Annotated in this window: 27 protein-coding genes and 1 pseudogene; 10 read left to right on the top strand and 18 right to left on the bottom strand. The window is 41.2% G+C overall.

Annotated elements, in window-relative coordinates:
- Window position 1: 1 nt before the first annotated feature.
- Window positions 2–1831, top strand: coding sequence for an alkaline phosphatase (locus tag QT327_RS26715; protein WP_149105102.1), 1830 nt, complete (start codon window positions 2–4; stop codon window positions 1829–1831).
- 62 nt (window positions 1832–1893) lie between these two features.
- Here QT327_RS26715 and QT327_RS26710 read toward each other — a convergent pair whose 3' ends face one another.
- The 6 genes and pseudogenes from QT327_RS26710 to QT327_RS28425 form a co-directional block, all read right to left on the bottom strand.
- Window positions 1894–2199, bottom strand: a complete 306-nt coding sequence (locus QT327_RS26710; RefSeq protein WP_289554330.1) for a LytR/AlgR family response regulator transcription factor — start codon at window positions 2197–2199, stop codon at window positions 1894–1896.
- Window positions 2196–2621: a LytR/AlgR family response regulator transcription factor gene (locus QT327_RS26705; RefSeq protein ID WP_289554329.1), complete on the bottom strand. Its 426-nt coding sequence runs from the start codon at window positions 2619–2621 to the stop codon at window positions 2196–2198. The genes QT327_RS26710 and QT327_RS26705 overlap by 4 nt, the downstream gene beginning before the upstream one ends.
- The gene (locus QT327_RS26700; protein WP_149105100.1) at window positions 2599–3681 is read right to left on the bottom strand and encodes a sensor histidine kinase; all 1083 of its coding nucleotides are present in this window, start codon (window positions 3679–3681) and stop codon (window positions 2599–2601) included. The genes QT327_RS26705 and QT327_RS26700 overlap by 23 nt, the downstream gene beginning before the upstream one ends.
- Window positions 3682–3858: 177 nt before the next feature.
- Complete coding sequence (locus QT327_RS26695; RefSeq protein ID WP_149105099.1) at window positions 3859–6309, bottom strand: FtsX-like permease family protein; 2451 nt, start codon at window positions 6307–6309, stop codon at window positions 3859–3861.
- A 193-nt stretch (window positions 6310–6502) separates the two neighbouring features.
- Window positions 6503–7147 (bottom strand): hypothetical protein, encoded by a 645-nt coding sequence (locus QT327_RS26690; protein ID WP_149105098.1) that lies wholly within the window; start codon window positions 7145–7147, stop codon window positions 6503–6505.
- A gap of 105 nt (window positions 7148–7252) precedes the next feature.
- Window positions 7253–7521, bottom strand: a pseudogene (locus QT327_RS28425) (DUF6010 family protein).
- On the opposite strand from QT327_RS28425, the gene QT327_RS26680 reads away from it, so the two are divergent.
- Window positions 7500–8108: a very short patch repair endonuclease gene (locus QT327_RS26680; protein WP_246860240.1), complete on the top strand. Its 609-nt coding sequence runs from the start codon at window positions 7500–7502 to the stop codon at window positions 8106–8108. The pseudogene QT327_RS28425 and the gene QT327_RS26680 overlap by 22 nt on opposite strands.
- A gap of 195 nt (window positions 8109–8303) precedes the next feature.
- Here the strand turns inward: QT327_RS26680 and QT327_RS26675 are convergent, their stop codons facing one another.
- The 7 genes from QT327_RS26675 to QT327_RS26645 form a co-directional block, all read right to left on the bottom strand.
- A complete protein-coding gene (locus tag QT327_RS26675; RefSeq protein WP_130854868.1) occupies window positions 8304–8870 on the bottom strand; it encodes a DUF4256 domain-containing protein in 567 nt (188 codons plus the stop codon).
- A gap of 74 nt (window positions 8871–8944) precedes the next feature.
- Window positions 8945–9544 carry a YdeI/OmpD-associated family protein gene (locus QT327_RS26670; RefSeq protein WP_013664262.1) on the bottom strand — a complete coding sequence of 200 codons (600 nt, stop codon included), beginning with the start codon at window positions 9542–9544 and terminating at the stop codon, window positions 8945–8947.
- 50 nt (window positions 9545–9594) lie between these two features.
- A complete protein-coding gene (locus QT327_RS26665; RefSeq protein ID WP_149105096.1) occupies window positions 9595–9999 on the bottom strand; it encodes a DoxX family protein in 405 nt (134 codons plus the stop codon).
- Window positions 9996–10472, bottom strand: a complete 477-nt coding sequence (locus tag QT327_RS26660) for an SRPBCC domain-containing protein (RefSeq protein ID WP_041387097.1) — start codon at window positions 10470–10472, stop codon at window positions 9996–9998. Before QT327_RS26660 ends, QT327_RS26665 begins: the two co-directional genes overlap by 4 nt.
- Window positions 10473–10477: 5 nt before the next feature.
- Window positions 10478–10801, bottom strand: a complete 324-nt coding sequence (locus tag QT327_RS26655) for an ArsR/SmtB family transcription factor (RefSeq protein ID WP_041387956.1) — start codon at window positions 10799–10801, stop codon at window positions 10478–10480.
- 133 nt (window positions 10802–10934) lie between these two features.
- On the bottom strand, window positions 10935–11372 hold the full coding sequence (locus QT327_RS26650; protein ID WP_013664258.1) for an NIPSNAP family protein: 438 nt from the start codon (window positions 11370–11372) through the stop codon (window positions 10935–10937).
- 49 nt (window positions 11373–11421) lie between these two features.
- Entirely contained in the window at window positions 11422–13050 is a 1629-nt protein-coding gene (locus QT327_RS26645; protein ID WP_246860239.1) for an arylsulfatase, read from the bottom strand.
- 293 nt (window positions 13051–13343) lie between these two features.
- On the opposite strand from QT327_RS26645, the gene QT327_RS26640 reads away from it, so the two are divergent.
- Together QT327_RS26640 and QT327_RS26635 are read left to right on the top strand one after the other, a co-directional pair.
- Window positions 13344–14138 (top strand): AraC family transcriptional regulator, encoded by a 795-nt coding sequence (locus tag QT327_RS26640; protein WP_149105095.1) that lies wholly within the window; start codon window positions 13344–13346, stop codon window positions 14136–14138.
- Window positions 14139–14274: 136 nt separating this feature from the next.
- Window positions 14275–15126: a class I SAM-dependent methyltransferase gene (locus QT327_RS26635; protein WP_149105094.1), complete on the top strand. Its 852-nt coding sequence runs from the start codon at window positions 14275–14277 to the stop codon at window positions 15124–15126.
- A 5-nt stretch (window positions 15127–15131) separates the two neighbouring features.
- Here QT327_RS26635 and QT327_RS26630 read toward each other — a convergent pair whose 3' ends face one another.
- Window positions 15132–16325, bottom strand: a complete 1194-nt coding sequence (locus QT327_RS26630; protein WP_149105093.1) for an MFS transporter — start codon at window positions 16323–16325, stop codon at window positions 15132–15134.
- Between the two features lie 229 nt (window positions 16326–16554).
- On the bottom strand, window positions 16555–16698 hold the full coding sequence (locus QT327_RS26625) for a hypothetical protein (RefSeq protein ID WP_157622183.1): 144 nt from the start codon (window positions 16696–16698) through the stop codon (window positions 16555–16557).
- 530 nt (window positions 16699–17228) lie between these two features.
- Between QT327_RS26625 and QT327_RS26620 the strand changes: the two genes are divergently transcribed.
- The 3 genes from QT327_RS26620 to QT327_RS26610 all read left to right on the top strand — a co-directional run bounded on the left by QT327_RS26620 (window position 17229) and on the right by QT327_RS26610 (window position 19832).
- Window positions 17229–17606 carry a hypothetical protein gene (locus QT327_RS26620; RefSeq protein WP_013664252.1) on the top strand — a complete coding sequence of 126 codons (378 nt, stop codon included), beginning with the start codon at window positions 17229–17231 and terminating at the stop codon, window positions 17604–17606.
- A gap of 161 nt (window positions 17607–17767) precedes the next feature.
- Window positions 17768–18571 carry an HAEPLYID family protein gene (locus QT327_RS26615; protein WP_130854874.1) on the top strand — a complete coding sequence of 268 codons (804 nt, stop codon included), beginning with the start codon at window positions 17768–17770 and terminating at the stop codon, window positions 18569–18571.
- A gap of 190 nt (window positions 18572–18761) precedes the next feature.
- The gene (locus QT327_RS26610; RefSeq protein WP_130854875.1) at window positions 18762–19832 is read left to right on the top strand and encodes an NAD(P)H-dependent flavin oxidoreductase; all 1071 of its coding nucleotides are present in this window, start codon (window positions 18762–18764) and stop codon (window positions 19830–19832) included.
- Between the two features lie 36 nt (window positions 19833–19868).
- Here the strand turns inward: QT327_RS26610 and QT327_RS26605 are convergent, their stop codons facing one another.
- Complete coding sequence (locus QT327_RS26605; protein WP_130854876.1) at window positions 19869–20372, bottom strand: DinB family protein; 504 nt, start codon at window positions 20370–20372, stop codon at window positions 19869–19871.
- Window positions 20373–20430: 58 nt separating this feature from the next.
- On the opposite strand from QT327_RS26605, the gene QT327_RS26600 reads away from it, so the two are divergent.
- From QT327_RS26600 to QT327_RS26590, 3 genes are all read left to right on the top strand, one after another.
- Window positions 20431–20973 carry a GNAT family N-acetyltransferase gene (locus QT327_RS26600; protein WP_130854877.1) on the top strand — a complete coding sequence of 181 codons (543 nt, stop codon included), beginning with the start codon at window positions 20431–20433 and terminating at the stop codon, window positions 20971–20973.
- 198 nt (window positions 20974–21171) lie between these two features.
- Window positions 21172–22143: an aldo/keto reductase gene (locus tag QT327_RS26595; protein ID WP_130854878.1), complete on the top strand. Its 972-nt coding sequence runs from the start codon at window positions 21172–21174 to the stop codon at window positions 22141–22143.
- Between the two features lie 140 nt (window positions 22144–22283).
- Window positions 22284–22997, top strand: a complete 714-nt coding sequence (locus tag QT327_RS26590; RefSeq protein WP_502910554.1) for a helix-turn-helix domain-containing protein — start codon at window positions 22284–22286, stop codon at window positions 22995–22997.
- Between the two features lie 28 nt (window positions 22998–23025).
- On the opposite strand, the gene QT327_RS26585 is transcribed toward QT327_RS26590, so the two are convergent.
- Together QT327_RS26585 and QT327_RS26580 are read right to left on the bottom strand one after the other, a co-directional pair.
- Complete coding sequence (locus QT327_RS26585) at window positions 23026–24144, bottom strand: glycoside hydrolase family 88/105 protein (RefSeq protein ID WP_130854880.1); 1119 nt, start codon at window positions 24142–24144, stop codon at window positions 23026–23028.
- Between the two features lie 67 nt (window positions 24145–24211).
- Window positions 24212–25669 (bottom strand): sulfatase family protein, encoded by a 1458-nt coding sequence (locus tag QT327_RS26580; RefSeq protein ID WP_149105092.1) that lies wholly within the window; start codon window positions 25667–25669, stop codon window positions 24212–24214.
- Window positions 25670–25688: the final 19 nt, after the last annotated feature.

The following is a 25688-nucleotide window of genomic DNA, read 5'->3' as shown; positions in this document are numbered from 1 at the left end:
GATGAATATAAGAAAATGGATATGTGCGTGCAGCTTGGCAAGTAGCGGGCTGTTTGCGCACGCACAGCAGTACACGGTTAACAAAAACGCGCATTCGCACAACGATTATTTACAAGCACAGCCTTTTTATACAGCTTATGCGAATCGTTTTGCTTCCATCGAAATAGACGTGTTTTTGAAAAATGATTCACTTTATGTAGCACACGAAGAGAAGGAGATTAAACCCGGACACACCATTCAGAATCTCTATCTAAAGCCCTTATTGCAACAGATATCTTTGCATAATGGTAAGGTATACCCTGAAGGTGGGCAACTACAATTTTTGATCGACTTAAAAACAGATGGAGAGCCTACTTTGAAAGCATTGGAGCGCCAACTTGCCCCCATTCGGGCTTATTTTGATGTAAACCGAAATCCGGATGCCGTGCGTTTAGTAATTAGTGGTGATATGCCTAAGCCGGAGCGTTTCGGGGCCTTTGATCCAATATTTTACTTTGATGGCCGTACACAGCTTCGCTATAGCGATGAACAGCTTAAACGAGTCGCATTCTATAGTGCACCTTTTCAGTCTTTCAGTGTTTGGAACGGTTTGGGAAGAATAACTGAGCCGGAGCGGAACAAAGTAAAGCATTTTATCGATTCGGTGCATGCAGTTGGTAAACCCGTACGCTTCTGGGGCTGTCCCGACACCAAAACGGCCTGGCAGGCCTTTATAAAATTGGGAGTAGATTACCTAAATACCGATTCACCGAATATTCTGGCTAGCTTTTTAAATAGATACGAGGTGAATAGTTATACCCGTAAAAATAAGCATGAAATATATCGGCCAAGCTATAAGCAGGATGGTACGAAAGGAAAGGTGAAGCGGGTCATTTTGCTTATCAGCGACGGAGCAGGTTTCAACCAGCAATGGGCAGCAGCGACCATCAATGGTGGCCAATTGAATATGACACAGTTTAAGCATATTGGTTTTCAGAACACTGCACCGGCGGATGATTACAACACTGATTCCGCAGCAGGTGCGACAGCTTTTGCTACGGGTGAAAAAACAAAAAATCGCTACATCGGTAACGATAGTACCGGCAAAGCTTTACCCAATTTACCGGAGAAGTTGAATAACATACAGATACCAAGTGCTATTCTCACAAACGATCGACTTACCGGCGCAACACCCGCCTCTTTCTTTGCACATCAAAGCGAGCGCGACTATTCGACAGCCATCGCTTATGATATCCTTAAAAGCCCTGTAAAGCTATTTGTAGGTGGCAGCCACCCAAGCTTAGTCGCAGACAGCGCTAAACTGAAACAGCAATTAATGACAAAAGGTACCGTTATTTGTACCGACCTACGTGAGCTAAATACCGTTTCCGGCGAGCAGCTTATTTGTCTGGCCCAAGATGATCCTTCCAGGGGCTATCATATGTTGGAAGATGCATTTGACGATGCCTTGGCTCTAATGGAAAAGCGGCATGATCGTTTTTTTATGATGGTTGAAGGCGCTAAAATTGACGGGGGTGGACACAGCAATAAGATTGCACAATGTATTGAGGAATATCTAAGCTTTGATAGGATATTGGGAAAGGCCTTGCAATATGCCGATAAAAATGAGGGAACACTGGTAGTGGTGACCTCTGATCATGAAACAGGCGGATTGGTATTGGTGGATGGTGACTATGAGAAGGGCTTTGTACTCGGTGAGTTCGTTACCAATGACCATACCGGTGCCCCTATTCCTGTATACAGTTATGGCCCCGGAGCCGCTAGGTTTACTGGTTTTATGCAAAACAGCGATATCGGGAAGCGCATTTTTGAACTACTCTCCGCTAAATAATCCATTCTTTACCCCACTCTATGAGCAGGAGTGGGGTATTGATATTTAAACTAATGGGAGTGCTAGTTGCGTCGCTTAGAAATCAATAAACTTTGGTTGACTTTTTCAGATAATATTTTTCGATAGCCGGGACTTGCTAAAATTGTCAATTTATTGCCAAGTAAAATCTTATTGCCTTCAATCGACTTAATATTTTTTGGATTGACGATAATAGACTTATGCACCCTGACAAAATCATATGGCTTTAAGTATTCCTCTGCTTCAGTTAAGGTTATATAAGTCATATAGCTTTCAGTAGGTGTATAAATGGTGATATAATTGGTCGTCGACTCGATGTACAGAATTTTGTCTATTAAAACACGGATCAACTTACCCTTATATCGCTTTTAATAAAGAAGTAATTTTCTTTTTTGCTTGGCTGTTGGGTACTCTGCTTAAGTTTTTGATAACGCGATACCGCTTTTAAAAATCGTTCGTATCCAAAAGGTTTAGCAATGTAGTCGATGACGTCACGATCAAATGCTTCTAAACCGTATTGCGTGTGAGCTGTAGTAAAGACAATATGCGTATAGTCTTTAATTAAATTGGCTAATTCCAAACCTGATATTTCAGGCATGTTAATGTCAAGAAAGGTGATGTCGGCCCTGATTTCATTTTGTTGAAATTTTTTTAAAGCTTCCAAGGGATTTAATGAGGATCCCAATAATTCAAGGGTGGGCGTTTTGTTTATGAATTTGCTTAGCAGGCTTACAGAAGCTGCTTCATCATCAACTACATAACAACGTATCATGCGCATATCTAATTTTGAGCTCAATCAAGAAGTCATGAACTCTGTTTTCAATGGATAGGCTAAAACGGTCATTGTAAAAGCTTTGCAGTCTTTCGCGCGCATTTGAAATGCCGACGAAAGTCCCCTGAACAGGCATATGTGTACGTTTTTTATTCCAGGTTTTAAATACAAGTTCACCATGTTCGGCAATTACGTAAACAATACCGGGAGCCTGGTGGTCCGTTAAATCGCCATGTTTATACATGTTCTCCACAAAGGTAGTAAACAAAAGAGGAAGAATTTTTAATTCATTCAGGTCATAGTCTACCAAATTGATTTCTAGGGTGATATTTAACTTGCCATTGGTTCTTATGTGGTTTATTCTAATGAGATTTCGGATGTTCTCCAGTTCCATCTGAAGCGGTACCTCATGGTCATCATCTGTTTTCTGCAAGGTATAGCGCATGATCTCCGACAAGAGCAAAACTGCCTCGCCTGCTTTTTCTGATACGCCTTCTACTGCATCATAGATGAAGTTCATGGTGTTGAAAATGAAATGCGGTTCAATTTGCGTACGCAGTTTAGCATTTTGTGATTTTATTAATTTCATTTTCAGTTCTGCCTGTTTTTGCTCATTTTCAGCACGTTCTTGTTCTAATTTCGCTACTTGTCGGTGCTTCTGCAGCGCATTAATAAAAATCCAATATACTGTGCTCAGCATTATAAAGAAAAGGGCGCGATAACTATGTTTTATAATCAACGATTTTTCGGAGAAGGAGGGGCGATTTTCATAATCAAATAACTTCAAATAATCTAAAAACATTATGGTTTCATAATAAATTAGAACTTCGAGGGGTATAAGTAAAAGTAACCATTGTCGATTTTTTCTGGTTAACGCCCAGTGAGCATGAAAATAAAATAGCGCAATAGCGAGAATATACGCGAAAACAACGACAAAAGGCGTTACTTTTGCTCCGAAGGCTATCACAAAACTTACCTCATAAGCGATCAGGATAAACCAGCCTACGATATGCCAAAGTACCACTTTTCTCTTCCGCAAAAAATCTGTTGCAAAAATCATTTTAGGTGTCCGATGTTTATTGAAATGCAAATTTCCATTGGCATCGATGCCAATTTACATAAAATTGCTAAAACAAGCTGACAATATCCACTGACAGCTCAAAGATAGGCCCCGTCGGGTAAGGAGAGGTGTTACCCGAGGTGATTACATAGATTTAGGCGAGGCAATTAAATATAGTCATTCATTCCTTAAACTATCTACCGGATTGACAAGGGCTGCACGGGTGGCCTGCCAACTAACCGTCAGCAAAGCGATGATGATTGCCGAAGCGGCTGCTACCACAAACATCCACCATTCAATATTAATTTTATAGACAAAGTTTTCTAACCATTTATTCATCGCCCACCAGGCAACGGGCGACGCCACAATTAGGGCAATTACTACAAGCTTTATAAAATCCTTCGATAACATGGTTACTATGCCCATGGCCGTTGCACCTAACACTTTTCGTATGCCAATTTCCTTTGTGCGCTGGAAAGCAGTCAACGTAACCAAGCCAAATAAGCCAAGACAACTGATGAAGAGTGTTATCGCCATCGCTAGGTTAATAAGTTTAGCAATTTGCCTTTCTTGTTTGTACATGGCCTCGATTGTTTCATCATAAAAGGTGTATCGAAAACCTTCAGGTGGATAGAAGTTACGCCACTGATGTTCAATTGCTTTAAGCGTTGCTTGCCATTGATCCGTATTCTCTGTATCTAATTTAATATTCAATGTAGACAGGCTTGACTTGTCTGACATCATGACCAAAGGCTCTATTGAAGTATAAAAATCTTGTGTATGAAAGTCTTTCACGACACCTACAATAGCATGTTTGGTGTTGCCTAACTGATTGATCATTTTACCGAGAGCCTCTTTGGGAGAAGGAAAGCCAAAAGCCTTAACAGCGGCCTCGTTAATCACAAATTCGCTGATCGTATCAGAAGGAAGTATATTTCTTCCTGCAACGAGTTGCATTTGATAAAGTCGGAGGTACGCTGTATCTATGTTCTTTTTAAACATTTTTATCATGTTTAAGTCTTTGCCATCCACTGCAGTCTGGAAAGGACTGGACGAATACCCGGAGGAAAGGGGCGGGATACCTAAGGCTACAGATTTGATGCCTGGTTGTTTGCGTAGTTCAGAGAACAACGTAAATTGCTTATTGCTATAACGAGCATCACCAAGATATTTCCAGGGTATATCAATCAGCACGATGGCTTCTTTATTAAATCCCATGTCTGCTTTCAACGTATGGCGCAATTGTGCGCCGACAATAATGGTACAGATAATAAACACCATGGCAATGGCAAACTGAAATATAATTAATGCCTGTTGTAAGCTGAATCGCGAGCCCGAGCGGATCACAGTGAAGGAATTTTTAAACACTTCCACTGTTTTTACCCTCGTGATAAGCCAGCTTGGATAAAGGCCCGCTAAACATGTTATTAGTATTATAATGATGCATACGAATAGCGGGAATACATGAGGTTCGCCGCTAAAGGTAACTCCTGTAGGAATAAGCTCCTTTAATATTGAAAATCCGATTTTGCCGAAAGCAAACGCCAATATCGACGCTATAAATGTAGTCAACAGCGTTTCCACTAAAAATTGGTTCATCAAATGCCATTTACTGCTTCCCAAGGTCTTTCGCACGCCTATTTCCTTTCCCCGTTGCGGCATTTGGGCAACGCTTGTATTGATATAGTTGATGCAGGCAAGTATCAATAAAAAAACACCGATGCCTACTAGTCCAAACATGACCGGTTTACTGGTTTTACTAATACCATAATCGCTTACATCAGTTGCAAAATGCACCTCTTGTATAGGTAATAATTCATACGATTTGGTTTTCTTTAATTCACTTCCCCGTTCATCTGCAAAAGCTTTCCAATGTCTTTTATCAAGCTCGTTAATCTGCTTGAGCTTGGCGATTGCATTTGCATCTTTTTTGAATTGTAGATAAAGACGATCACCTCCATTTGTGTTTGTCCACATGTAGCTTTCATAAACTTTTCCAGGCAGGGCAATCATTTCCTCCGCGATAAATTCGGAAGGTTTATTAAAATCGGATACGATGCCGGTTACCGTTCGTTGTACAGTATCCCGCCCATAATAAGTAATCGTTTGATGTAACATATCTTCCGGTTTTGCATTTGGAAAATATTCCTTTGCACGACGCTCGGTAAGGACAACACTTTTTGGATCTGTTAAGGCCGTTACTTTGTCGCCTACTAACCAATTATAGGGCAACATTTGAAAGTATTGGTTATTCGTTGCTGCGACATGCTGTGGGTCCTCTAATGTAAACTTTTCTCCATTCCGCTGCGTTTCCGCGCGGTTAATTCCCTGAAAGAATACGGGAACTACGTGCTCCAATCCGGTAATTTCTTCCTGGATTCCTTGGTATAAGGGTGCCGCCACGCCCCCCATTTTTGAAGTTTTATCTTCAGAAACGAAAGAGGAAATAACTTTGTAGATATGTTCCTTGTTAGGGAGTTGTGCATCATAGCTGAATTCGTAACCAATAATACGATATATAATCCAGCAAGCGGAGATGCTGATACACAGGCCGAAAACATTTAAAGTAGTAAAAAGGCGATTGCGCCATAAATGGCGCAGGGCAATTTTCAGGGTATTATTGATCATTTTACAAATAAATCTGCCTACTGGTTCAACACCATCGCATTAAAAGTAGGGGTGTAACCGATACCTACCAAGAAGCTTGCCACCTTTAAAAGCGCTTTTTTTTGTGTTTGCTAACGATTTTAATTCTCTATCACTGTTCGATTATGAACACTGGCGTTCGAAAATGATCATAATTTAAATTTGGAGTAGTTAATCACAGTCTTCTATATTCCGTACGTAAAGCACCGATAGACCATTCGATATTTCCGTTTTTCAATCGACGTATCGTATTGGGATTACCCATGTAAAACCATTCAAAAAAACGCTTATTATAGCGTATTTCAGTGCTATCGAGTTTTGTTTTAAGAAAGTACTGGTCGTCTTGCTTCGAAATTTCAATGGAATCCGGATTGGTTGTTTTTATGTCAATCCACTTACCTACGAAGAAGCTTGGATCATAAAATTCGTTTATCTTTTTTTTGCGCTCAGTTGCCACCGCTTCAGATATTTTGGAAAGTTCGTTTGACATACCGGCGATATCTATTTGCAGGCGCTTGCTTTCACTTAGATAAAGTGCTTTCACATCGACCAAATTACCGGTAGGCATCGGTAGTTTGGCAAGGATAGATTTTCCCTCCCGATCAAACATAGCCGGTAATTCAGTCTGCTCACCATTAACATTCATCACGATATAAAGCTTCCCATTTTTTTGCTTAATTTCTGTCGGTATCGCCAACTCATCGCCCGGGTCTAGCCAAAAGCCTATATATTTTTCCGGATCCTTGCCGTTCGAACAGGCGGCGTGAAAAAAAATAATCAACGATAAAAGATGGAAGATAAACAATTTGTGTGATGCCATTAGTGCTCGGTTTATATGTTCTACTGAAGTAACGCGCTACTTAGCAAACGGTTTTTAAAATTGCCATAAATGCCTTCCAACAATAAAATGATACATGCGATAACGTTATTGGAGTTCTACAAATGTTCTCTTTTTGAAAAGCTCGAAAACGGAGGGAGCGCCCATAAAGAACCAGATAGCGAGCACCGGATCGCATACGGCACACCCTGCTGATGAGCTTGGTGATATAGGGACAATGGGATTCCGTAAAAATGATGGAGCAAGTCGTAAACAGTATGAACTAGCCATCCAACAGCAATGTAATTGTAATTCTTAAGTCCTTTATATGACAGAAAAATCATGACGATACGTAATGGAAATTCAAGAAGGCCCAAGCCCCCGCTCCAATAAGTGGCGCCAGCGATTCTTACGCATGTACATTGTAATAGACAGCCTTAAAACAAGCCTCATTAAAGAGTGTTATCTTTGTGTTATGGTATTTCATCCCGCAGGCGAAGATCCCATTAAGGTGCCACGTTTTGAAGAGGCGGCCGGCTTTTATACTACGAAGCAGCGTAGTTACAACATGTCGCGTGTGAAAGGCAAAAACTCTAAACCGGAGTTGACGCTGCGTCGTGCGCTTTGGGCCAAAAATCTGCGGTTTAGATTACATGATAAGGCCTTACCCGGCAAACCCGATATCGTTATAAAAAAATACAAATTGGCAATTTTTGTTGACGGTGAATTTTGGCATGGTTATAACTGGGAAAAGAACAAACATCAAATTAAAAGCAACAAGGCATTCTGGATACCCAAAATTGAACGTAACATGCAGAAAGACCGTATCAATCATGAAAAGCTTAGAGAAATGGGCTATACTGTCTTTCGTTTTTGGTCAGACGAGGTGAAAAGAAATCTACCACGGGTTGTCAATCAGATTATGCTTTATGTAGAAACGGCCAGAGAGATTAAAATACCTTGATCCGAGTAATTCAATTTATGAGTTTACGGTTACAAGACGCAGATGGTATTCCTCGCGGATTTTAATCTTAGTGATACCAATTTAAAAAGATAAACGTTAAAATAATATATTAAATATTTATATGTACTTGTTTCGAACCCCGGCATTAGCTGGGGTTTATTTTGTTTAGGTCTAATATTTGCCCTCTAAATCAAATTAGATCCTAAGCGAACCACGAAAACCCCTAGCAGCATAATAAGAGTCGGCACCATTGTGATATACAAAGACATGGTCATACCGACGATCGCAAAAAAGAGCACCGCCAAGTTTTCGAATATTTTCGGGTGTTATTATCCAGCTGGATGTCTTCATGTCGAACTTTCCAAGCTCCTGTAAGGAGCGATACTGTTCTTCCGTTAACATTTCAATACCCATTTCAGCAGCCATATCCATCGCGCTATTTTTCGGTTTATGTTCTTTTCTTGAATCCAGTGCGACGCGGTCATAGCAAATGCTTCGACGCCCCTTTGGGCTTTCCGCTGAACAATCAAAAAAGATGTATTCATCTGTAGTTTGATCTAAGCCGACAACGTCCGGTTCACCTTCAGTCACTTCCATTTCATGTAGAGACCAGAGCTTTTCAGGATTTCCCTCCAATCGTGCCTGTATTTTTGTCCAGTCAAGATTCTTATGACGTTGCATATTTTTTTCAAAGCGCATTTTCAATGTCTTGAATAGCTCTTCAGATTGCTCTTTAGACAACCTCTTTGTATTATTTGCCATATTATTTTTGCTTTGTTATTCAGTTCAATTAAGATGATTTAGTTTACGACTTCAGAAAGCATCAAACCAACATATTAATCGTTTAATCCTTTTCCCTCCAGTATTAGTGGTATACACTTTTCAATCCTCGCTTCTCTTGTCTTCGCCTGTTTAGGCTGAGAAAAATGAAAGATATAGGCTCTTTGCCGGCCTGGCGTCAATGCTTCAAATGCAGCTTTCAAAACCGGTGTTTTATTTAGCTTATGCAGAAATTCGTCCGGGATTGTAAAATCCGCAGTCTTTTTGAAATTTACTTTCAATCCTGCTTTTTCTACTTCAATCGCTTCATAGATGTAAGCCTTTATGAGGGCTTCCATCTCGATTATCTGTTGCACATGCGTGAATCGGATTTGGCGCGCTGCCTGCACATTTTCTGTTTGCTGAATTAAGATGCCGTTGATGTCCTGCAAGAGAGCTCCTTTGAAAAACAGAAGGGCGCAATATTCTTTAAATCCGTGGATTAAAACGATGTTTCTTTCTTGGTTATCAGGAGAAGTGTTTCGGAACGTGTAACAAGGATTACCCCACTTCAGTTCTTCGCTTAGCTGACAGTCAAGTATAATCGTTCTTAGTCTTTTAAATGCGTTTTGCCACTTTTGTTCCTCATTGAAGAAGAAATCAACTTTAGGATTCATGTTTTTTTTAGTTTTTTAATAGTCTGCGGTAGCATACTAGGTCTATTCGATTATCGGTTAGCTGTGACAAGCGTTCTCTCCGCCGGTCTGAAATACCAAGATATTACCGTTAAAACTAAAAGAAGTAGCGGCGGAAATATTTCTTTCACCGGATCGCCGGATGCTATGTGAGAAAATATCGCTCCCGACATAGCAAAGAAAAAACCTGCATAAGCCCATTCCTTTAATAAAGCAAATTTAGGAATAAGCACCGTTACAACACCTAAAATTTTCCAAATACCTATTATTGTTAATAAATAGATCGGATAGCCTAAATGTAATGTCACATCGACCTCCTCTTTTATTTTTATTAATTGGACAATTCCGGTCGAAAGCATTCCCAATGAAAGCCAAAGTGTAGCAATCCAATAAGTAATTTTTCGTGCTTTGCCAGCGGAGCGATTTAGCATATTCATCTTTCTTGTTTTAATTTGTTTACCATGTTTTGTAGACGGTTATGTGCCATGTTAATGCCTTGGGCAAAAGGTAACTTTAGCATTTCGTCGCGAAGAGCTACCGATCTAAATATTGTGTGTATCGTGAGTTTGCTTGTGTCGACCGTAAGTTGTTCAAATTCCAGAAACTCAAGTTGAACGTCAAAAGGTGCATTTTCCATTTCGAATGTCCGTATGATTTTTTGGTTTGGAATAAACGCGTGGATTGTTCCGTTGGCCCGAAAAAGAACGTTTCCCTGCTCATCTCTCGTTTCGAATTGCCAACTACCATGCTTTTTACCTTCAAGCTTTAATACATTCGTTCCCATCCACTGTTTAACAATTTCAGGCTCTACATGAGCCTTAAAAAGAAGTTCTAGAGGTAAATCAAATTCTCTCGTAATCATTAATTCCTGCTTACCATCTACGGCATGCACCTGCGTCTTATATTTCATAATTCTTATTGATCTATTTTGTAGTTTTTCATAATATGCTCGAGCTTGTCGAATCGATCCTCCCATAATTGCCTGAATTGTTCAATAAAATCCGCAATTTCTTTCATCTTTCGAGGGTTTAAGTGATAGTAAATCTCTCTTCCATTTTGCTCTTGAGCAAGCAATTCGCACGCTGTAAGTATTTGAAGATGTTTGGAAACGGTCGGCCTGGCGGTATCAAAGTTGGAAGCGATGGTGCCTGCAGTCATCGATTGCGAAGCAAGCAATAAAAGTATAGCCCTTCTGGTTGGATCAGCTATGGCTTGGAATACGTCTCTTCTTAAGTTCATCATGTAGCTATTTGACTACAAATATATGTGTAGTTATTTAGCTACGCAATTTTTTTTAAAAGAAATTCTCAATTATCTTTTAGCCGGTACTGCACACCTAGGCCCTAATGCAGGGAATATCCTTTAGTATTGATCAGTTGCCACGAGTGAAGTGGTTGGATAAACCGGAGGTAGGGAAATAAGGGACAGAATTCATTCTTATATCTTCAATTTCGCCGACCATAACACCATGCGTTTTTCCCGTTTCCTGTTTAATGTTTTTCCATTCTTCATCTGCCATGAATTTACTCCAAGAGCTTTCCATCGTTTGCGTATCAGGCCATTCTAATAAATAGATAAATTTAGTTTTATCATCAGTTTTAGCTTCCCACATACCTAAAATATGAAAGTTATAAGACTTCATGATACGCAGCGCATGATCGTTAAATCTTTTATGAAATGCGTCTTTATTATGATCAAAAATCTCATAGATTCTTAATTGATGAATCTTTTTTGATGTTGTTTGCTCGGGTTGCTGGGCGTAGCCCGTTGCCGTAAAAAGAATCAGCGTAAAAAAAATTAAGAAGTTCATAAAGTCACTTTTTGATACATGAAAGATACAAATTGTAGGCGAGTATAAATTATTTTATTGTTTCGCTTTTCGCTTTTTCATAATCATAGAACCACTTCACTCCTTTATCCCATGCTTCGGCGCCTACACGCTTAAACCACGATTCATATTGTTGTTTTAAGCGCCCGGCCACTTCCGGTTCTTCCAATATCAAGTTGTGCAATTCGGTGCGGTCGGCTTGTAGATCATAGAGTTGCCATGTTTCAGGCCACTCGGCAACAAGCTTCCATCTGCCATCTAGTACAGCCTTATTCCCTTCGTGTTCCCAAAAGATGGGCTGCGATCTTTTAAGTCTTTGACCAGCTAAGATAGGTTTTAAACTAATCCCTTCAGGCGGTAAAATTGCCTTTCCTTTCCAGCTGTTCGGGTAGTCGGCCCTGCCGATCTCAGCGAGCGTTGCTAGTATGTCTACAATATGCGCAGATTGCCGCTCAAACGCTCCATTTCGCGAGGTAGGAATGCCATTTGGCCAGGAAATAATGGCAGGAGAAGAAATCCCTCCCTCATGGGTATGATGCTTATATGACCAAAATGGTGTACAGGCAGCTTCCGCCCACCCTTGTCCTAAAAACACGGTCGACTGTGAGGATCCAGGATCAGGGCCTTCGTACTTAGCTTCATAGCCCGGTTCTGCGTTTCCTCCATTATCGGATATAAAAAGAATCAGTGTGTTGTCCAATACACCCCTTTTTTCCAGTCCCGATACCAAATCACCAATACTTTTATCAAGATGCGTTATTACAGCGGCGTAAATAGCCATGATGTGATCATACTTTTCTTTTTCTTTCTTACTGAGGGTTTCCCATTTAGGTACATTAGGGTTGAATGGTGGCAATTTCCAAGACGGATCAATCAGCCCAAGTTTCTTTTGTTTTTCATAGCGTTCCCGTCGTAATGCATCCCAACCTTTCATATATTTACCTTTAAATTTTTCAATTTCAGCAGCCGGAGCCTGTAATGGAAAGTGGGGAGCATTGTGCGCCAGATATAATAAGAAGGGCTTTTTTTCTGAAATAGCTTCATCAATGAAGCGCAATCCATAGTCTGTCCATAAGTCGGTTGAGTACCAGTTCTTAGGTAATTCTTTAGCGTTATTGTCTAATGCACGGCCATTTAAAAAAAGTTTTGCGTTCTTTCCGTTACCGTAGTAAAAACCACCTGCCGGTGCATTCAGTGAACGATCGAAGCCTCTCTTCCAGGGAACTACGCCATGAGGCTGGCCGACATGCCATTTGCCGGTCATAGCGGTAAAATAGCCTGCGTTTTTCAATAATTCGGCGATGGTGATTGTGTGATCATTCAGCTGTCCGCGATATCCCGGATGTTCAGGCCCTTTGTCGTCCATCATGTGCCCAATACCGGCTTGGTGAGCGTAAACGCCTGTAAGCAAAGTCGCACGAGAAGGGCAACAGCGAGCAGTATTATAGAAATTGGTAAAGCGGATACCTCGTTTAGCTAAATTATCCAGGTTTGGTGTTGGAATTTCACTTCCATAACACCCTAAGTCGGCATATCCTAAATCGTCTGCCAAGATCACAATAATATTCGGACGATCTTGCGCAAGCGTTCTAAAATAAGATAGCAAAAAAGTCAAGACAAGAAGTGGTATTATATGATTTATTTTCGGTTTTCTTTTCATGTTATTTGTGGCTTTTGAGGCATTCGTGATACTTACTACTATAGCCGATGAAACTTATTTGCAGGTAAAAATAATAAATACACCTACATGAAATTACGAAAGAAAGATACTTATTATGTGAATAAATTGTACCGATTTCTTTGAAAGGCCATTGATGTCAACAGTTAATGGAGATCATGCGTCTTTGTTAAAGATCAACGTTCTCTTATTAAAGCGTTAAATCCGGCCTTATGGGTATCCGCTCTTTTTTTATTTTTTTTGATCCCGTATTTTAGCAAAGCAAAGTTTAGAATATGAATTATCGGACAATAGCGCCGCCGCCATCGTTAGCACGATATATTAGTTGCCTATGGTCTTTGGAAGCACCCGTCGATGATATGTCACAAAGGGTATTTACGGTTATGTCCAGTGGCTTTCCCGGACTCATTTTTCAGCGAGATCCCGCCGTATTTACTGGTTTTGGAGGGGAGCGATTACCACAGTTGTTTATTTTTGGCCAAGCAACGCACTATGGAAATTTACAAGCGAAAGGGCGTATTCAGCTAAGCGGTATAAATTTTCGACCGACGGCCCTTAAAAGTTTATTCAATCTGAATGCCAACGAGCTAAGGGACGAGCATATAAATATTCATGATCTGATTAAAACCTCTTTGACCGAACAGTTGCTCCATGCTGATTCGCTGGAAGAACAAGCAAATTGTCTTTTTACCTGTTTTAACAGGCTTGCGGGTCGTCGTCAAGATTCGGGTACAATGCTGACCTATGCCATAGAGATATTGCAGAGAGGGGGTAACATTCCTCATCTTTTGAACAAGCTTAACCTATCTGAACGTTCATTGGAACGCCTTTTTCAAAGCTATATTGGCATTAGTCCAAAGTTATACATCCGTATAATGCGTTTCCAACGATCAATTACATTGTTGAAAGAGCGCAGCGGTGCTTCATTAACAGATATTGCGTATTCGCTTGACTATTTCGACCAATCCCATTTTATTCACGATTTTAAACGGTTTTCGGGAGTAAGCCCCAAGATATATAAAAGAGATGCTGCGGAACGTATGCCGGGCTTTCCCGAATGGAGACCCTAAACAAGTCGTGTCGGTTTTTTACAATTTTCAAAAGTTCAGAGGCGTTATTTTTGCACGCTGTGAATTGAAAATTTAAAAGCATGAAAAATACCATTAACTGGTTGGACTTAGCTCCCATGCAGAAAGGAAAAAACATATGGAACAAAAGATAATGGAACCGGATAATACGGCGGTAAGAACCGCTTTATGGAGAGCTTTACATTTAGAAGTGGACGGAAAACCGCCTATAATAGAAGATGACCTAGGATTGAGGCTCGTTGCACCCGATGCCGGTTGGCGGGAACGACCCCACATGCATCCGGAATTTACGAAGCGTCTTCGCGCTTCAATTGTTGCCCGCGCCCGTTTCATTGAGGACTTAATCATTGACCAAAGTGCGCACGGTATTCAGCAGTATGTAATTCTTGGTGCCGGGCTCGATACCTTCGTACAACGCAGGCCGGATATTGCGTCCAAGCTTCAAGTGTTTGAGATAGACCAACCAAGTACGCTAGCATGGAAACAAAAGCGGCTTATTGATTTAGGGTATAATATACCCGATTATTTACACTTTGTACCGGTCGATTTTGAAGCCACCTCGTGGTTGGAAGAACTGCTAAAATCAAAATTTAACGCGAATAAAGCTGCCGTAGTGGTTTGTACAGGTGTAACCCTATATCTTACTAGGGAAGCTATTGTATCCACCCTGAAGCAGATCGCTTCACTCGCCACGGGCTCGCAACTTGCTATGACTTTCTATTTACCGCTAGCATTAATGGATGAGGAAGACAAACCTTTACAACAAATAGCGGAAAAGGGCGCCCGTGAAGCAGGAACACCATTTGTGAGTTTTTTTGCACCACATGAGGTGTTGGCCTTAGCTAAGGAAGCAGGTTTTAAGGAGGCGCGGGTATTTTCTACTAAAGAGATGGAGCAAACCTATTTCAAAGACAGAGCTGATCAGCTTTTGCCTGCGAGTGGAGAAGTGTTTTTATTGGCAGCAACTTAACACGATTAAGACCGGGCCGTGCTTGGCCGTTTATCTCCGAATACTAAAGCAAGGGTAACAATTCCAATTAAAAAAAAGGAGGCAATCAATGGGAATACCGTGTTGGCCAGCAGATTGCTTATAAACGAGCCCAAGGCCGCCCCAATGAAAAAGAATGAAGTTCCATATATAGCCGATGCCATTCCTGCCCTGTCGCCCATTGGTTCCATTGCCAATGCACTACTGTTTGGTTCAACTGCTAAATTAAGGCCAACCAATAAAGCAATGGCAATAAAAAATAAAGTCATCTGTGGCGGATCTCCCCAAGCAAAGGTGCAGGCAAGCAATAATGCTCCTACGAGGCTGTAAACAATCAACAGCCCTCGTATGGTTCGTCTTGCGCCAAACTTAGATGAAAGCCGTGAATTAGTAAGTGCTGATAAGGCAGCAATAAAACCAACGCTTGCAAAGATCCATGCAAATAGTTCCGGTCTTCCGTATATTTCTCCCAAAATATGTTCAGAGCTAGAAACCCAAGAACTTAAACCTGTGAAAAGAAACGTGGTAACTGCTGTATATCTTAGAAATACGCTATTGCTAAGAATGGATCGTATGGATTGACTGATAGTGTTCCAGTTCAGTTTACTGCGTTTCTCAAGCGGCAGCGACTCTTCCATCCGCAATGACCAAACAAATACTACAACCGCAAATAAGGGTGGTGTTAAGAATACGGCACGCCAAGTCGAAAAAGATAGAATCGCCAGACCTAAGAAGGGAGCAAAAACAGGTGTGAACAAAAATATGGTGAAGATCAGCGATAAGATGCTAGCCATTTTATCGCCAACAAACCGGTCCCTCACACCGGCGATCGCGGTCATAAAAACAGCTGATGCTCCCATTCCGGCTATAAAGCGGGCGACTAACATAATGCTTAGGCTGGGTGCATAAGTTGCAGCAATGCCGCCGATAATATATAGAGGAAATCCAATTCGCAAAATAATTAATCTGCCAAAACGATCAGAAAGTGCACCGAAAACGAGTTGTGCAATCTGCCCCATAAAAAAGAATACTATTATTTGCGCCGTGGCGTTTGATTCCGCAGCGAGGCCAAAATGTTTCCGAATTTCACTAAATGCGGGCAGCATAATATCAATTCCCAAGGCGGTAAGCATCATCGTGCAAGCGGAGAGTGCAATAAATTCAGCCGATTTCATTTTCATAGACTAAAGGGACTAAGTCGTTCATTTGTTTTTTTACAAATGTTCTTTTAAAATTCGTTTGTCAATGTACAAAACTACTAGCCTACGGTCGATTATAACGGGTGTGAATTAGACATTGTTGGAGGTTGATTTGGACAGGTCCCAGCGTACCAACCGCATGAATATCCGTTGCCTTTCGGTAAAGGGAAGATCCTATGGGCTCCGAGATAGAACTTTTTTTGTGTTATTATCATTTGGGAGCTACTTTATTTTCAAGTAAACTCATCAGATCCTCTAAAACTGCTTGATAAATATTTCTTTTGAGTTCGTTGGGTTCCAACTCAATCAGGCGTTGGTATTTTTTTATGAGCATGGATACTTTAAGTTCTTTCATGAGGTAACCGATAAGTGACTTACAAAGTTATGGAAATATATTAATCCTTATAATCATTTTTGGTGCGATGGATCGTTTCTCCATTTGTAATTACTAGGTTAACGGCCATGAAAATAGTTGCCTTTGATGTAGTACTAGAGATCAAAATAAATACGATTACCGGCCGCATGGATCGATGTAGGGTTAATAACGCAAAAGCCCCTCTTTCGAGGAGCTTTATAACTAGTAAAAACAAAATTTATTGTTAATAATTAACCGTCAAGTTGATGTATTGTTTTTAGTTCTACAAAAAAATCTTAAAACTATAAAGGAAATAGCGAATCTGTTTCTTTATTGGGTTTTTTGTTTTAATCTGCTCACAAATTTTATGTGCCTGCTTTGCGGATTTGTGATATTGAGGCGAAATCAAATGAAAGTTTCAGCATTTTTTCTCAAAAACAGGAAATTTCCTGTGTTAATTTAGGTATTAATCCTTCTGTTACTTTTTACTTTATTTCTCACCTTTGTGCTACTGAAATAAAAGCATACCTATGGACAAACATTATGGCGAAATTATCGAAATGGTAATTAGGCGCAACGGTTACAGTATTAGTGAGTTAAGTCGTTTGATGAAAGTGAATAGAAGATCAATTTATAACTGGTTCGGGCAACCACGAGTTAAATCAGAGATTATTTTCAAGATCGGTGTAACACTACGCCACGATTTTTCGCGGGAATTCCCCGAGCTTTTCAACTCCGAAGATTTTCAAATGGAGTTCGAACGCAAAAAAGAAGTGTTCCACGATTCTATCCAACATGTGGAGGAGGTATCGTATTGGAAAGATAAATATATTTCGTTACTTGAGGAGTATAATACTGCATTAGCTCGTCAATCACAGCGATACGGTATATCTGCTGCGATGGCATAGCATCAAACCTAATAGATAGGAAAGGCGGCTTAGGTCGCCTTTCTTTTTTTTGAGAGGATTTATTCTTGTAACACACCTAAATAAAATAAAAGAGATTTACGCAATTCCAACTTCTTTCCAGTTTCCCTTTCTAAGCTTGCCATTAAACAAAGGAACATTGGATGATAAAATGGATACTATTGATGTTGCTGCTTGCGACTACCAAAAACAGCTGTGCCCAAGTGGAGTCAGGTACATTACCGCTAAAGCTAAAGCATGCCGAACCACTTTATATGGATTTAATACGTGATCTCGGCGCTCACAAAGGAGAAAAAGAGATTAACATCGGTTTGAGTTACGGAATGAACGGGAGATACAAGGAAATGGGAGGGTTTGCGGAGTTCGAATTCGCTGTCGCAAATCGATGGGGAATGGAGGTGGAAACTGATTTTTCGTTTTATAAAGGAAATCATTCGGATCCGTTGGCAAATGTTCCGAGTAATCGGATAGAAGGGCTTAAGTGGGCGAACCAGTATACCTTTTTGGTGTCTGAAGATTGGCAAACTTCCATGGCATTTGCTTTTATACATGAATTTCGTTTTCACTCTTTTTATTCTATTCGCCATCGACACCAATTAATGAAAGGAGTCTCAGAGAATCCAATACTAATCATAGCAAGACGATGGGGAAAACATGTCCACTCCTTATTGTACACCGGACCCGAGTGGATGTTTTCTTCCAGTAAAGGGGACAATTACATAGGATATCAATTACATACAAGTATCCATTATGTATGGGATGGAGGATATTTTTTGGGAATAGAATGTAACCAGGAAAAGAATGTGGCCGGATGGCATAGTGTACTGCATCCACAGCTAAAGCTGGCATTAAACGATGCAGTATCTGTCGGCCTCGTAATAGGAGTGCCATTAAGGAATACAACTGAAAGGGCTGGTTTCATGACACGATTGATTTTGGAACTCTAGTGAAGTAAAGTTCGTCTTGAATCTCGTTACGTCAACGCAGAATGACAATTTTGGCTTATCCATTCAAAGGATATAGAATTGATAACACCTAAAAGTAAAAACCTAACAAATTATTCCATTGCAGGATACTTTTAAATATATTAGAGGCATAAGTATAATTCCGGGCAAGGCATAATAAAAACGAATAGAAATGTGGAATCAAACAAAAATCACCGAATTGTTTGGTATTAAATACCCGATTTTACTCGGTCCAATGGGAGGAGGGTTTTCAACACCCGAATTATTGGCAGCTGTTTCTAATGCGGGCGGTTTAGGTAGCTTTGGTGCTTACACGTTAACGCCTCAAGAGATAAGGGAAGCGGATAAAGCTATTCGCCGGTTAACTGATAAACCTTATAACTTTAATTTATGGGTATCAGATGTTGATGAACGGCTGACGGACTATTCCGTGAAAAAGGTGGAACAGGTGAAGCAACAATTCAAGCCCTATTTCGATGAACTAAGCATTCCCATGCCAGACTTATCCACAGATATCCCATCCAAATTCGAAAGTCAGGTTGAGGTTATATTCGAAATTAAGCCGACAGTATTCAGCTTTATATTCGGTGCGCCATCATCTGAAATCCTTCGAGAATGTAAACGACTGAATATTCGAACAGTGGGTGCTGCCACAACGCTTGATGAAGCACTTCTGTTAGAAGAAGCAGGAGTTGATGCCCTCGTGGCTGCCGGCTTTGAAGCAGGTGGGCATCGACCTTCTTTTCTTCGCTCGCCTCAGGAGTCGTTTACCGGATTGTTCGCCCTTCTACAGCAACTGAAGTCCAAGGTTAAAATTCCAATCATTGCAGCGGGGGGGATATCCAATGGGAAGGGGATTGCAGCGGCATTCAATTTGGGAGCTGATGCCGTACAGTTGGGCACAGCCTTCGTTGCTTGCGAAGAGTGTAACGCAACCGCGACGCATCGTGCTAAGCTTTTTTCAGACGAGAGTAGATATACCGTTGTCTCGAAATCGCTTACCGGAAGAATGGGTAGGATGATCAAAAATCGTATCGCTGACGAAATCCCCTTTGAGCAAGAGGTACTGCCATTTCCCTTACATACAAAATTGTTGGCACCGTTAAAAAAAGCTGCGTTAGAGCAGGGAAAAACAGATTTAGTAAACTTTTGGGCAGGCCAGCACGCACAAAGCTTTATTCATCGTAATGCAGCCGGATTAATGGAATCCTTAGTTCAAGAAGCATCCATTTTATTAGCTTGATACCTTATGTTGTTGCATCTGCTTGACAGGGCTTTATTAGCGCCCTGTCATTTCTTCGTAGGTTGGTCCGTAAAGGCCTGGCACCTTATTGCCGGTGGCACGAAGATAAACAATCAATTCGCCACGGTGATGATAAATATGATTAAAAAGAAAATTTCGCGCTACAATACCTCGCGGCATCGGTCCAAGTACCGTACGTTCGCCCACTTTCATGGTCCACGGGTCTTGCAAGTTTTCTTCCTTTATCGACTTCAATGCCGCCCGTGCCCTTTCCACATTTTCTTCAAAAAGTTCAATAGTTGCTTTGATATCAACCGCCTCTCCGCGTTCAAGGTGATCTGCCGCTAAGTCGTACACATCTTGTGTAAGTGTACCCACATACCAGTAATATATGGTAGCGATATGTTGCGCGAGCTCGCCCATTGTCCATGAAATGGTAGAAGGTTTGTAATTAATATCTCTTTCCGGTACAGCTTGTAATAGTTTTCTAGTACTGTTTACTTCGTATTCAAATTCAGCAATTAGGGATTCTAGTATCATAATCGGTTGTTTTCACAAACTTAACTAAATTGCATTTTTTTTACAAGTCTTATTCTGGATGACAAGGCACTTTAAAGTTAGAGAGGCGCGTGAAGGAGACGTCGCTCAATTGGCAGAGGGTTTTTACGCATTTGAGGTTCGGTCCGTTTTTATTGAACCCTTTGACGGATCTGATCTCATAGAAAGTACGCTTGCTGTTCCGTACGAAAAAATATATGATTTTGATGCAACCTCTTTAAAAGAGCATATCGGTAATGCCGAGGCTGCCTTATTTGTTGTTGATGATCTCGATTTTAGACCAAGAGGCTACATTGCTGTTTCCCACTTTTGGAATGGCTATGCTTCCATCGATGATCTCGCGGTTGATCTAAGTCTGCGTCGTTTAGGCGCGGCAAAATTGTTGATGAATGCCGCGGCTAATTGGGCACAACAAGAAGGGTTGGCAGGACTACGCTTGGAGACGCAAAACAATAATGTTGCCGCTTGTAAATTCTACAAGCAGTACGGGTTTATCCTCGGAGGCTATGATCAGTACCTGTATAGCGGTATCCAAACAGAAAAAGCAGAAACTGCACTCTTTTGGTATCTCCGTTTTCTATGAGGGCTAAGCCATTAACGCCATAAAAGACAGAATCCTAATTCGGTTCACGACAAGAAAGACTGTTTACCCCCTTAAACTGGTTGAACACCGTATCAGCTCGATACTTGAGCCGTCCAGACAAGTAAATTGAGCCGTAAGAGAAAGCAATCTCGGCGCAAAAAAACGGACCTTTATACCGTTAATCATAAAATAGCAGCAATGGCAACAATAACAAAGATAACCTTAGGTAAAAATGGACCACTTGTGTCCAAGCTCGGACTAGGATGTATGCGCATGTCGCCCGTTTGGGGAGGACAGGTGAACGATGAAAAGGAAAGCATCGCTACCATTCAAATGGCCTTAGACAATGGTATTAATTTTTTGAACACAGGCGACTTTTATGGTAGTGGTCACAACGAATTATTAGTAGGTAAAGCCATTAAGAATAGACGCGATGAGGCTTTCATAAGCGTCAAGTTTGGTGCGATCTTTTATGGAGGCCAATGGATTGGGCTCGACTTACGCCCCATAGCTATCAAAAATTTCATAAATTATTCTTTAGTTAGGTTGGGAATAGATACCATCGATCTTTATCAACCCTGTAGAATGGATAACAGTGTTCCGGTAGAAGATATTATAGGAACTATTGCAGACCTGATTAAAGAAGGAAAGGTACGTCACCTCGGTGTCTCAGAAATAACGGCCGAACAACTACGAAAAGCGAATAGTGTTTACCCGGTGTCGGCATTGGAAATAGGTTATTCATTGGCTGACCGTCAAATCGAGCATGATCTGCTTCCCACTGCTAAAGAGCTAGGTATAGGTGTAGTAGCCTTTGCCAATACGGCCGAAGGTTTACTCACCGGTGAAATGAAAGCGCCGCTTCCGGCCGATAGCTACCAAAATCACTTCGCGCGTTTTCAAGGAGAGAATCTGATTAGGAATCTGGAAAAAGTCGAATTTTTAAAGCAAATGGCGAAAGAAAAAGAATGCACGCCAACGCAGCTAGCCATTGCTTGGGTAAATAAGCAAGGTGATCATGTAATGCCATTGGTAAGCATGAGCAGGAGATCCCGGCTACCGGAGAATATGCAAGCGATGGAAATAAACTTCACGGCAGAGGAGATGAACGCCCTCAATACACATTTTTCACCCAATGCAATACTCGGTGGTACTTATTTACAGCGCTAATCGGACTACGCATAAATTCTGTCTGTTTTATATCTTTACATCATGACGAGTCCAACCGAAATAGTCCCTGGAGTAATTTTTTTTCCTATCTTTCAAGTAAGAGGAAGGAAAAAGGAGCATTCTTGGGGCACAACATCTTGGTGTTGCTAGTTTCAGGCTATTTCACGTTGGAAACTGCGGATCAAAAAATTTCAATGAGTCGCGGTCAGATGTTATTAATGCGAAAAAATCAGCTGGGAGAGATTACTAAAACGCCCTTGGAGAATGAGGACTATCAGACGATTGTTATAAGCCTGCAAGAAGATTTGTTACGGCAGATTGCGCTTGAAGAGCAAATTGAGATAGGACAAAAATATGCCGGACCTTCCAATATTCTCATCCCTGAAAACGATTTTTTAGCGGCCTTTTTTCAATCCATTATTCCCTATATTCGTCATCCTGAGGAAAAAATAATCAATACGTTAGGCTTGTTAAAAGTAAAAGAGGTCGTATATCTGTTGCTTAATACCATGCCTCAGCTCAAAGAATTTTTGTTCGATTTTTCTGAGCCCTATAAGATCGATTTGGAAAAATTTATGTTGAATAATTTTCATTATAACATTCCTATTGAAAAATTTGCCGGGCTTACAGGAAGAAGCCTGGCTAGTTTCAAGCGTGATTTCCATAAGATATTCGGCATGGCACCTCGCCATTGGCTGCAAGAAAGAAGACTGGCCGAAGCCCGACATCTTATAGAAAGAAAGAACAAGAAGCCCTCTGCCATCTACCTTGATCTCGGATTTGAAAGTCTTTCACATTTTTCACACGCTTTTAAGAAGAAATTCGGCAAAGCACCCACTGAGTGGGTGCTCTAAAAGTTTTCGAGCTTAGTAGAGAGTTCGACTATTTTGTGCCTTTTTCCAGTAGCGCAGCTGCACACCAAAGGTAAGGTGCTTGCCCATGAAGATCTCCTGCATTTCGCGGACGGTCGTGATAATACTGTTTGTCATTCTTTTTGCCGGTACCGATGCAAACCTCGGTTACATTATTACGCTGGTCAATGTAAGGAACCATCGCCAGCCACGCTTTGCGTGCAGCTGGAGCGTAGGATGCCGCATCCAACCACCCTTCCTTCACACCAACAATAAAAGCGTAAGCGAACATCCCTGTTCCTGAGGTTTCCGGCCAGAAATCAGGTTCATCAATAAGCTGGTTCCACATACCACTTTCCCCCTGATAATTTTTCAAACTCTTCATCATTGTCAAATAACCTTCCATAATACGTGATCGATCTGGATGGTCTAAAGGTAATAACCTTAACAGATTTGGCATTCCTACTGCCATCCATCCGGCGCCTCTCGCCCAATAATAGGGGACGTCAGGAGCGTGGTAGAAAAGGCCATTGGGACGCTGTAACTCATTTAAATAAAGTACCATTTCCTTTGCCGCTCGATCCAGGTATTTACGATCACCCGTCACTTTATATGCTTCACTTTGTACAACCGTAATCATATACATATCGTCAATCCAAAGACGTGTCTGCCAGGAGTACCCCTTATCTGCCCAGGCTTTTTCCTCTGCTTTAGCATTTGTTGGCACATTCCATTGCGAATCAGCATAGGCCAGTCCTAAAGTTTTATAGCGCTCTTCTTTTGTTATCTGATAAAGCTTGAGTGCGAGACTTCCAAACATATTATAATCCACATGGTTCATGGGAGGCAATAATACCCTTTCTGTTGTAAAAAAAGGTTCAAATTTTTCCTGCAGGAGTTTAATAAGCTTTTGGTCATTAGTTTTTACAGCATAGTCCAAAGCGCCATTCCAGGTGCATACCTCTGCATAATGGATAAACCGCCCGGCATATAGCTCATGCCTCCCATCTATAAAATGATAAGCCAATCGTTTACCAACTTCCGTCGGCATTGATCCTTTCGGAAAGTTGGTCAACACATTTTGCGCCAATAAGATTTGAAACGAACATACTGTTAGTAATAACAAAAATGGTTTTTTTAAATACTTCATTGAATGGTTTTTTAATTATGAGAAAATTTAAGTTTTTTTGAAAGCATGATTAAAAATAATCGTTTTGCTATCTGAGATCCTTTTCAAGTATAGGACCGGATCGGTTTATGGTATCGGCTTCGTTCCGTTCACCTGGCTTCTCTCTTTTCTTCCACGCTCCCGGAAGTCGTTTTCCTTCCACATCGTCCCGATCCGGTGTAGGGTTTTGAGGCTTCGAATCACCGGTCTCTACGATCCATTCATCAAGAACCTTTCGCAGATAAGCTAGTATCTTCTGATTACTGCCCACCTCTGCCACATTGGTAAACTGAAAGGTATCTCCGGATAGGTTATAGAGTTCTTCTGGCTTTCGCGGCTTCAGGAAAACATCTTCCTGTGCTGCATTGGTCAAGCCTCTCTCATAAGCTTCCCAAAGTTCTTTGCCTGCCGGGAACATCTTCGTTGATTCACCGGCAAGGTTCTGCCTTTCAGGGAAGCCATTTCGGATATATACCCAATCCTTATAGCGAACCATGCGTTCGTAACCTTGAAACACGTGCCAGTTATGTTCAGCAAAAACAAAATCACGTATCATCTGTTCGCGGCCTTGTAGCACCCCGAAAAAGCTTTTTCCCTGTATTCGCTTATCTGTTGTAGCGATTCCTGCTATGTCCAGCATGGTAGGGGCGATATCAATGGCGCTAAATAAGGAGCTATTCTCTGCGATATTTATGCCAGGGCCGATCATAATAAAAGGGCTTTTTATACCGCTATCATATAATCTCACTTTGTTGCGCGGAAAAGGGCTCCCGTTATCACTCATAAAAATGATATAGGTATTTTCAAGAATGCCTTGATGTTTAAGTTCTTCCACCACCTTTCCAACATAGTAGTCGAGACGGGAAATCTCATGGTAATAGGCCGCCAAATCTTTGCGCGTTTCAGGGCCGTCGTATAACATGGGCGGCACCTTTAACTTTTCCGGATCGTGTGTTATACCCCGTTCATCGAACTGCCAGTCGCGGTGCGCATCGTGCGAAGCAAACCACATAAAAAAGGGTTTGTTCTCAGGTCGGTTTTGAAGGATAGACACCCAGTCTTCCTCCGCACCGGGGCCCTTACCTGATGAAATCATATCAAATGCTTTTTTTACAGCGGGGCCCATATGGTTTTTGCCCGAAAGTGCTGTATAATATCCTGCTTTTCTGAGTATCTCCGGAAACATGATTTGCCTTGCCGGGAGCGGATCATGTAGTTCCGGCGCCCCCGTATTATGTGGATACCGGCCGGTAATGATGCTGCTTCTACTGGGGCTACAACTGCTGGTTGTAAGATACATGTTCTTAAATACTAACCCGGCAGAACCTAAGGCGTCAATATTAGGCGTTCTTACATCCTTGTTGCCATAGCAGCCAATATCGCCCCAACCAATATCATCGGCAATGATGAGGACGATATTAGGCTGATTAGCCGTCTTCCGCTGGGCAAATAATAATTGAAAAGAAAATATTGCCAACATGAAAAGAAATCGTTTCTTGCACATCATATTTTTGATTTTTATTGAT

Source organism: Olivibacter sp. 47 (genome assembly GCF_030372825.1).
GTDB lineage: Bacteria > Bacteroidota > Bacteroidia > Sphingobacteriales > Sphingobacteriaceae > Olivibacter > Olivibacter oleidegradans.
The sequence above is the reverse complement of the archived record's forward strand: the minus strand, read 5'-3'. Positions and strand labels throughout refer to the sequence as shown.

Coding starts and splice junctions, on each gene's coding strand:
- QT327_RS26605 (WP_130854876.1), bottom strand. CDS start 20,372: ATGATACTAGAATCCCTAATTGCTGAATTTGAATACGAAGTAAACAGT.
- QT327_RS26665 (WP_149105096.1), bottom strand. CDS start 9,999: ATGAATATGCTAAATCGCTCCGCTGGCAAAGCACGAAAAATTACTTAT.
- QT327_RS26670 (WP_013664262.1), bottom strand. CDS start 9,544: ATGAATCCTAAAGTTGATTTCTTCTTCAATGAGGAACAAAAGTGGCAA.
- QT327_RS26705 (WP_289554329.1), bottom strand. CDS start 2,621: ATGATACGTTGTTATGTAGTTGATGATGAAGCAGCTTCTGTAAGCCTG.
- QT327_RS26580 (WP_149105092.1), bottom strand. CDS start 25,669: ATGATGTGCAAGAAACGATTTCTTTTCATGTTGGCAATATTTTCTTTT.
- QT327_RS26690 (WP_149105098.1), bottom strand. CDS start 7,147: ATGGCATCACACAAATTGTTTATCTTCCATCTTTTATCGTTGATTATT.
- QT327_RS26630 (WP_149105093.1), bottom strand. CDS start 16,325: ATGAAAATGAAATCGGCTGAATTTATTGCACTCTCCGCTTGCACGATG.
- QT327_RS26585 (WP_130854880.1), bottom strand. CDS start 24,144: ATGAAGTATTTAAAAAAACCATTTTTGTTATTACTAACAGTATGTTCG.
- QT327_RS26700 (WP_149105100.1), bottom strand. CDS start 3,681: ATGATTTTTGCAACAGATTTTTTGCGGAAGAGAAAAGTGGTACTTTGG.
- QT327_RS26715 (WP_149105102.1), top strand. CDS start 2: ATGAATATAAGAAAATGGATATGTGCGTGCAGCTTGGCAAGTAGCGGG.
- QT327_RS26620 (WP_013664252.1), top strand. CDS start 17,229: ATGGACAAACATTATGGCGAAATTATCGAAATGGTAATTAGGCGCAAC.
- QT327_RS26635 (WP_149105094.1), top strand. CDS start 14,275: ATGGAACAAAAGATAATGGAACCGGATAATACGGCGGTAAGAACCGCT.
- QT327_RS26645 (WP_246860239.1), bottom strand. CDS start 13,050: ATGAAAAGAAAACCGAAAATAAATCATATAATACCACTTCTTGTCTTG.
- QT327_RS26695 (WP_149105099.1), bottom strand. CDS start 6,309: ATGATCAATAATACCCTGAAAATTGCCCTGCGCCATTTATGGCGCAAT.
- QT327_RS26610 (WP_130854875.1), top strand. CDS start 18,762: ATGTGGAATCAAACAAAAATCACCGAATTGTTTGGTATTAAATACCCG.
- QT327_RS26595 (WP_130854878.1), top strand. CDS start 21,172: ATGGCAACAATAACAAAGATAACCTTAGGTAAAAATGGACCACTTGTG.
- QT327_RS26615 (WP_130854874.1), top strand. CDS start 17,768: ATGATAAAATGGATACTATTGATGTTGCTGCTTGCGACTACCAAAAAC.
- QT327_RS26640 (WP_149105095.1), top strand. CDS start 13,344: ATGAATTATCGGACAATAGCGCCGCCGCCATCGTTAGCACGATATATT.
- QT327_RS26655 (WP_041387956.1), bottom strand. CDS start 10,801: ATGAACTTAAGAAGAGACGTATTCCAAGCCATAGCTGATCCAACCAGA.
- QT327_RS26675 (WP_130854868.1), bottom strand. CDS start 8,870: ATGGCAAATAATACAAAGAGGTTGTCTAAAGAGCAATCTGAAGAGCTA.
- QT327_RS26650 (WP_013664258.1), bottom strand. CDS start 11,372: ATGAACTTCTTAATTTTTTTTACGCTGATTCTTTTTACGGCAACGGGC.
- QT327_RS26680 (WP_246860240.1), top strand. CDS start 7,500: ATGGAAATTCAAGAAGGCCCAAGCCCCCGCTCCAATAAGTGGCGCCAG.
- QT327_RS26625 (WP_157622183.1), bottom strand. CDS start 16,698: ATGAAAGAACTTAAAGTATCCATGCTCATAAAAAAATACCAACGCCTG.
- QT327_RS26660 (WP_041387097.1), bottom strand. CDS start 10,472: ATGAAATATAAGACGCAGGTGCATGCCGTAGATGGTAAGCAGGAATTA.
- QT327_RS26600 (WP_130854877.1), top strand. CDS start 20,431: ATGACAAGGCACTTTAAAGTTAGAGAGGCGCGTGAAGGAGACGTCGCT.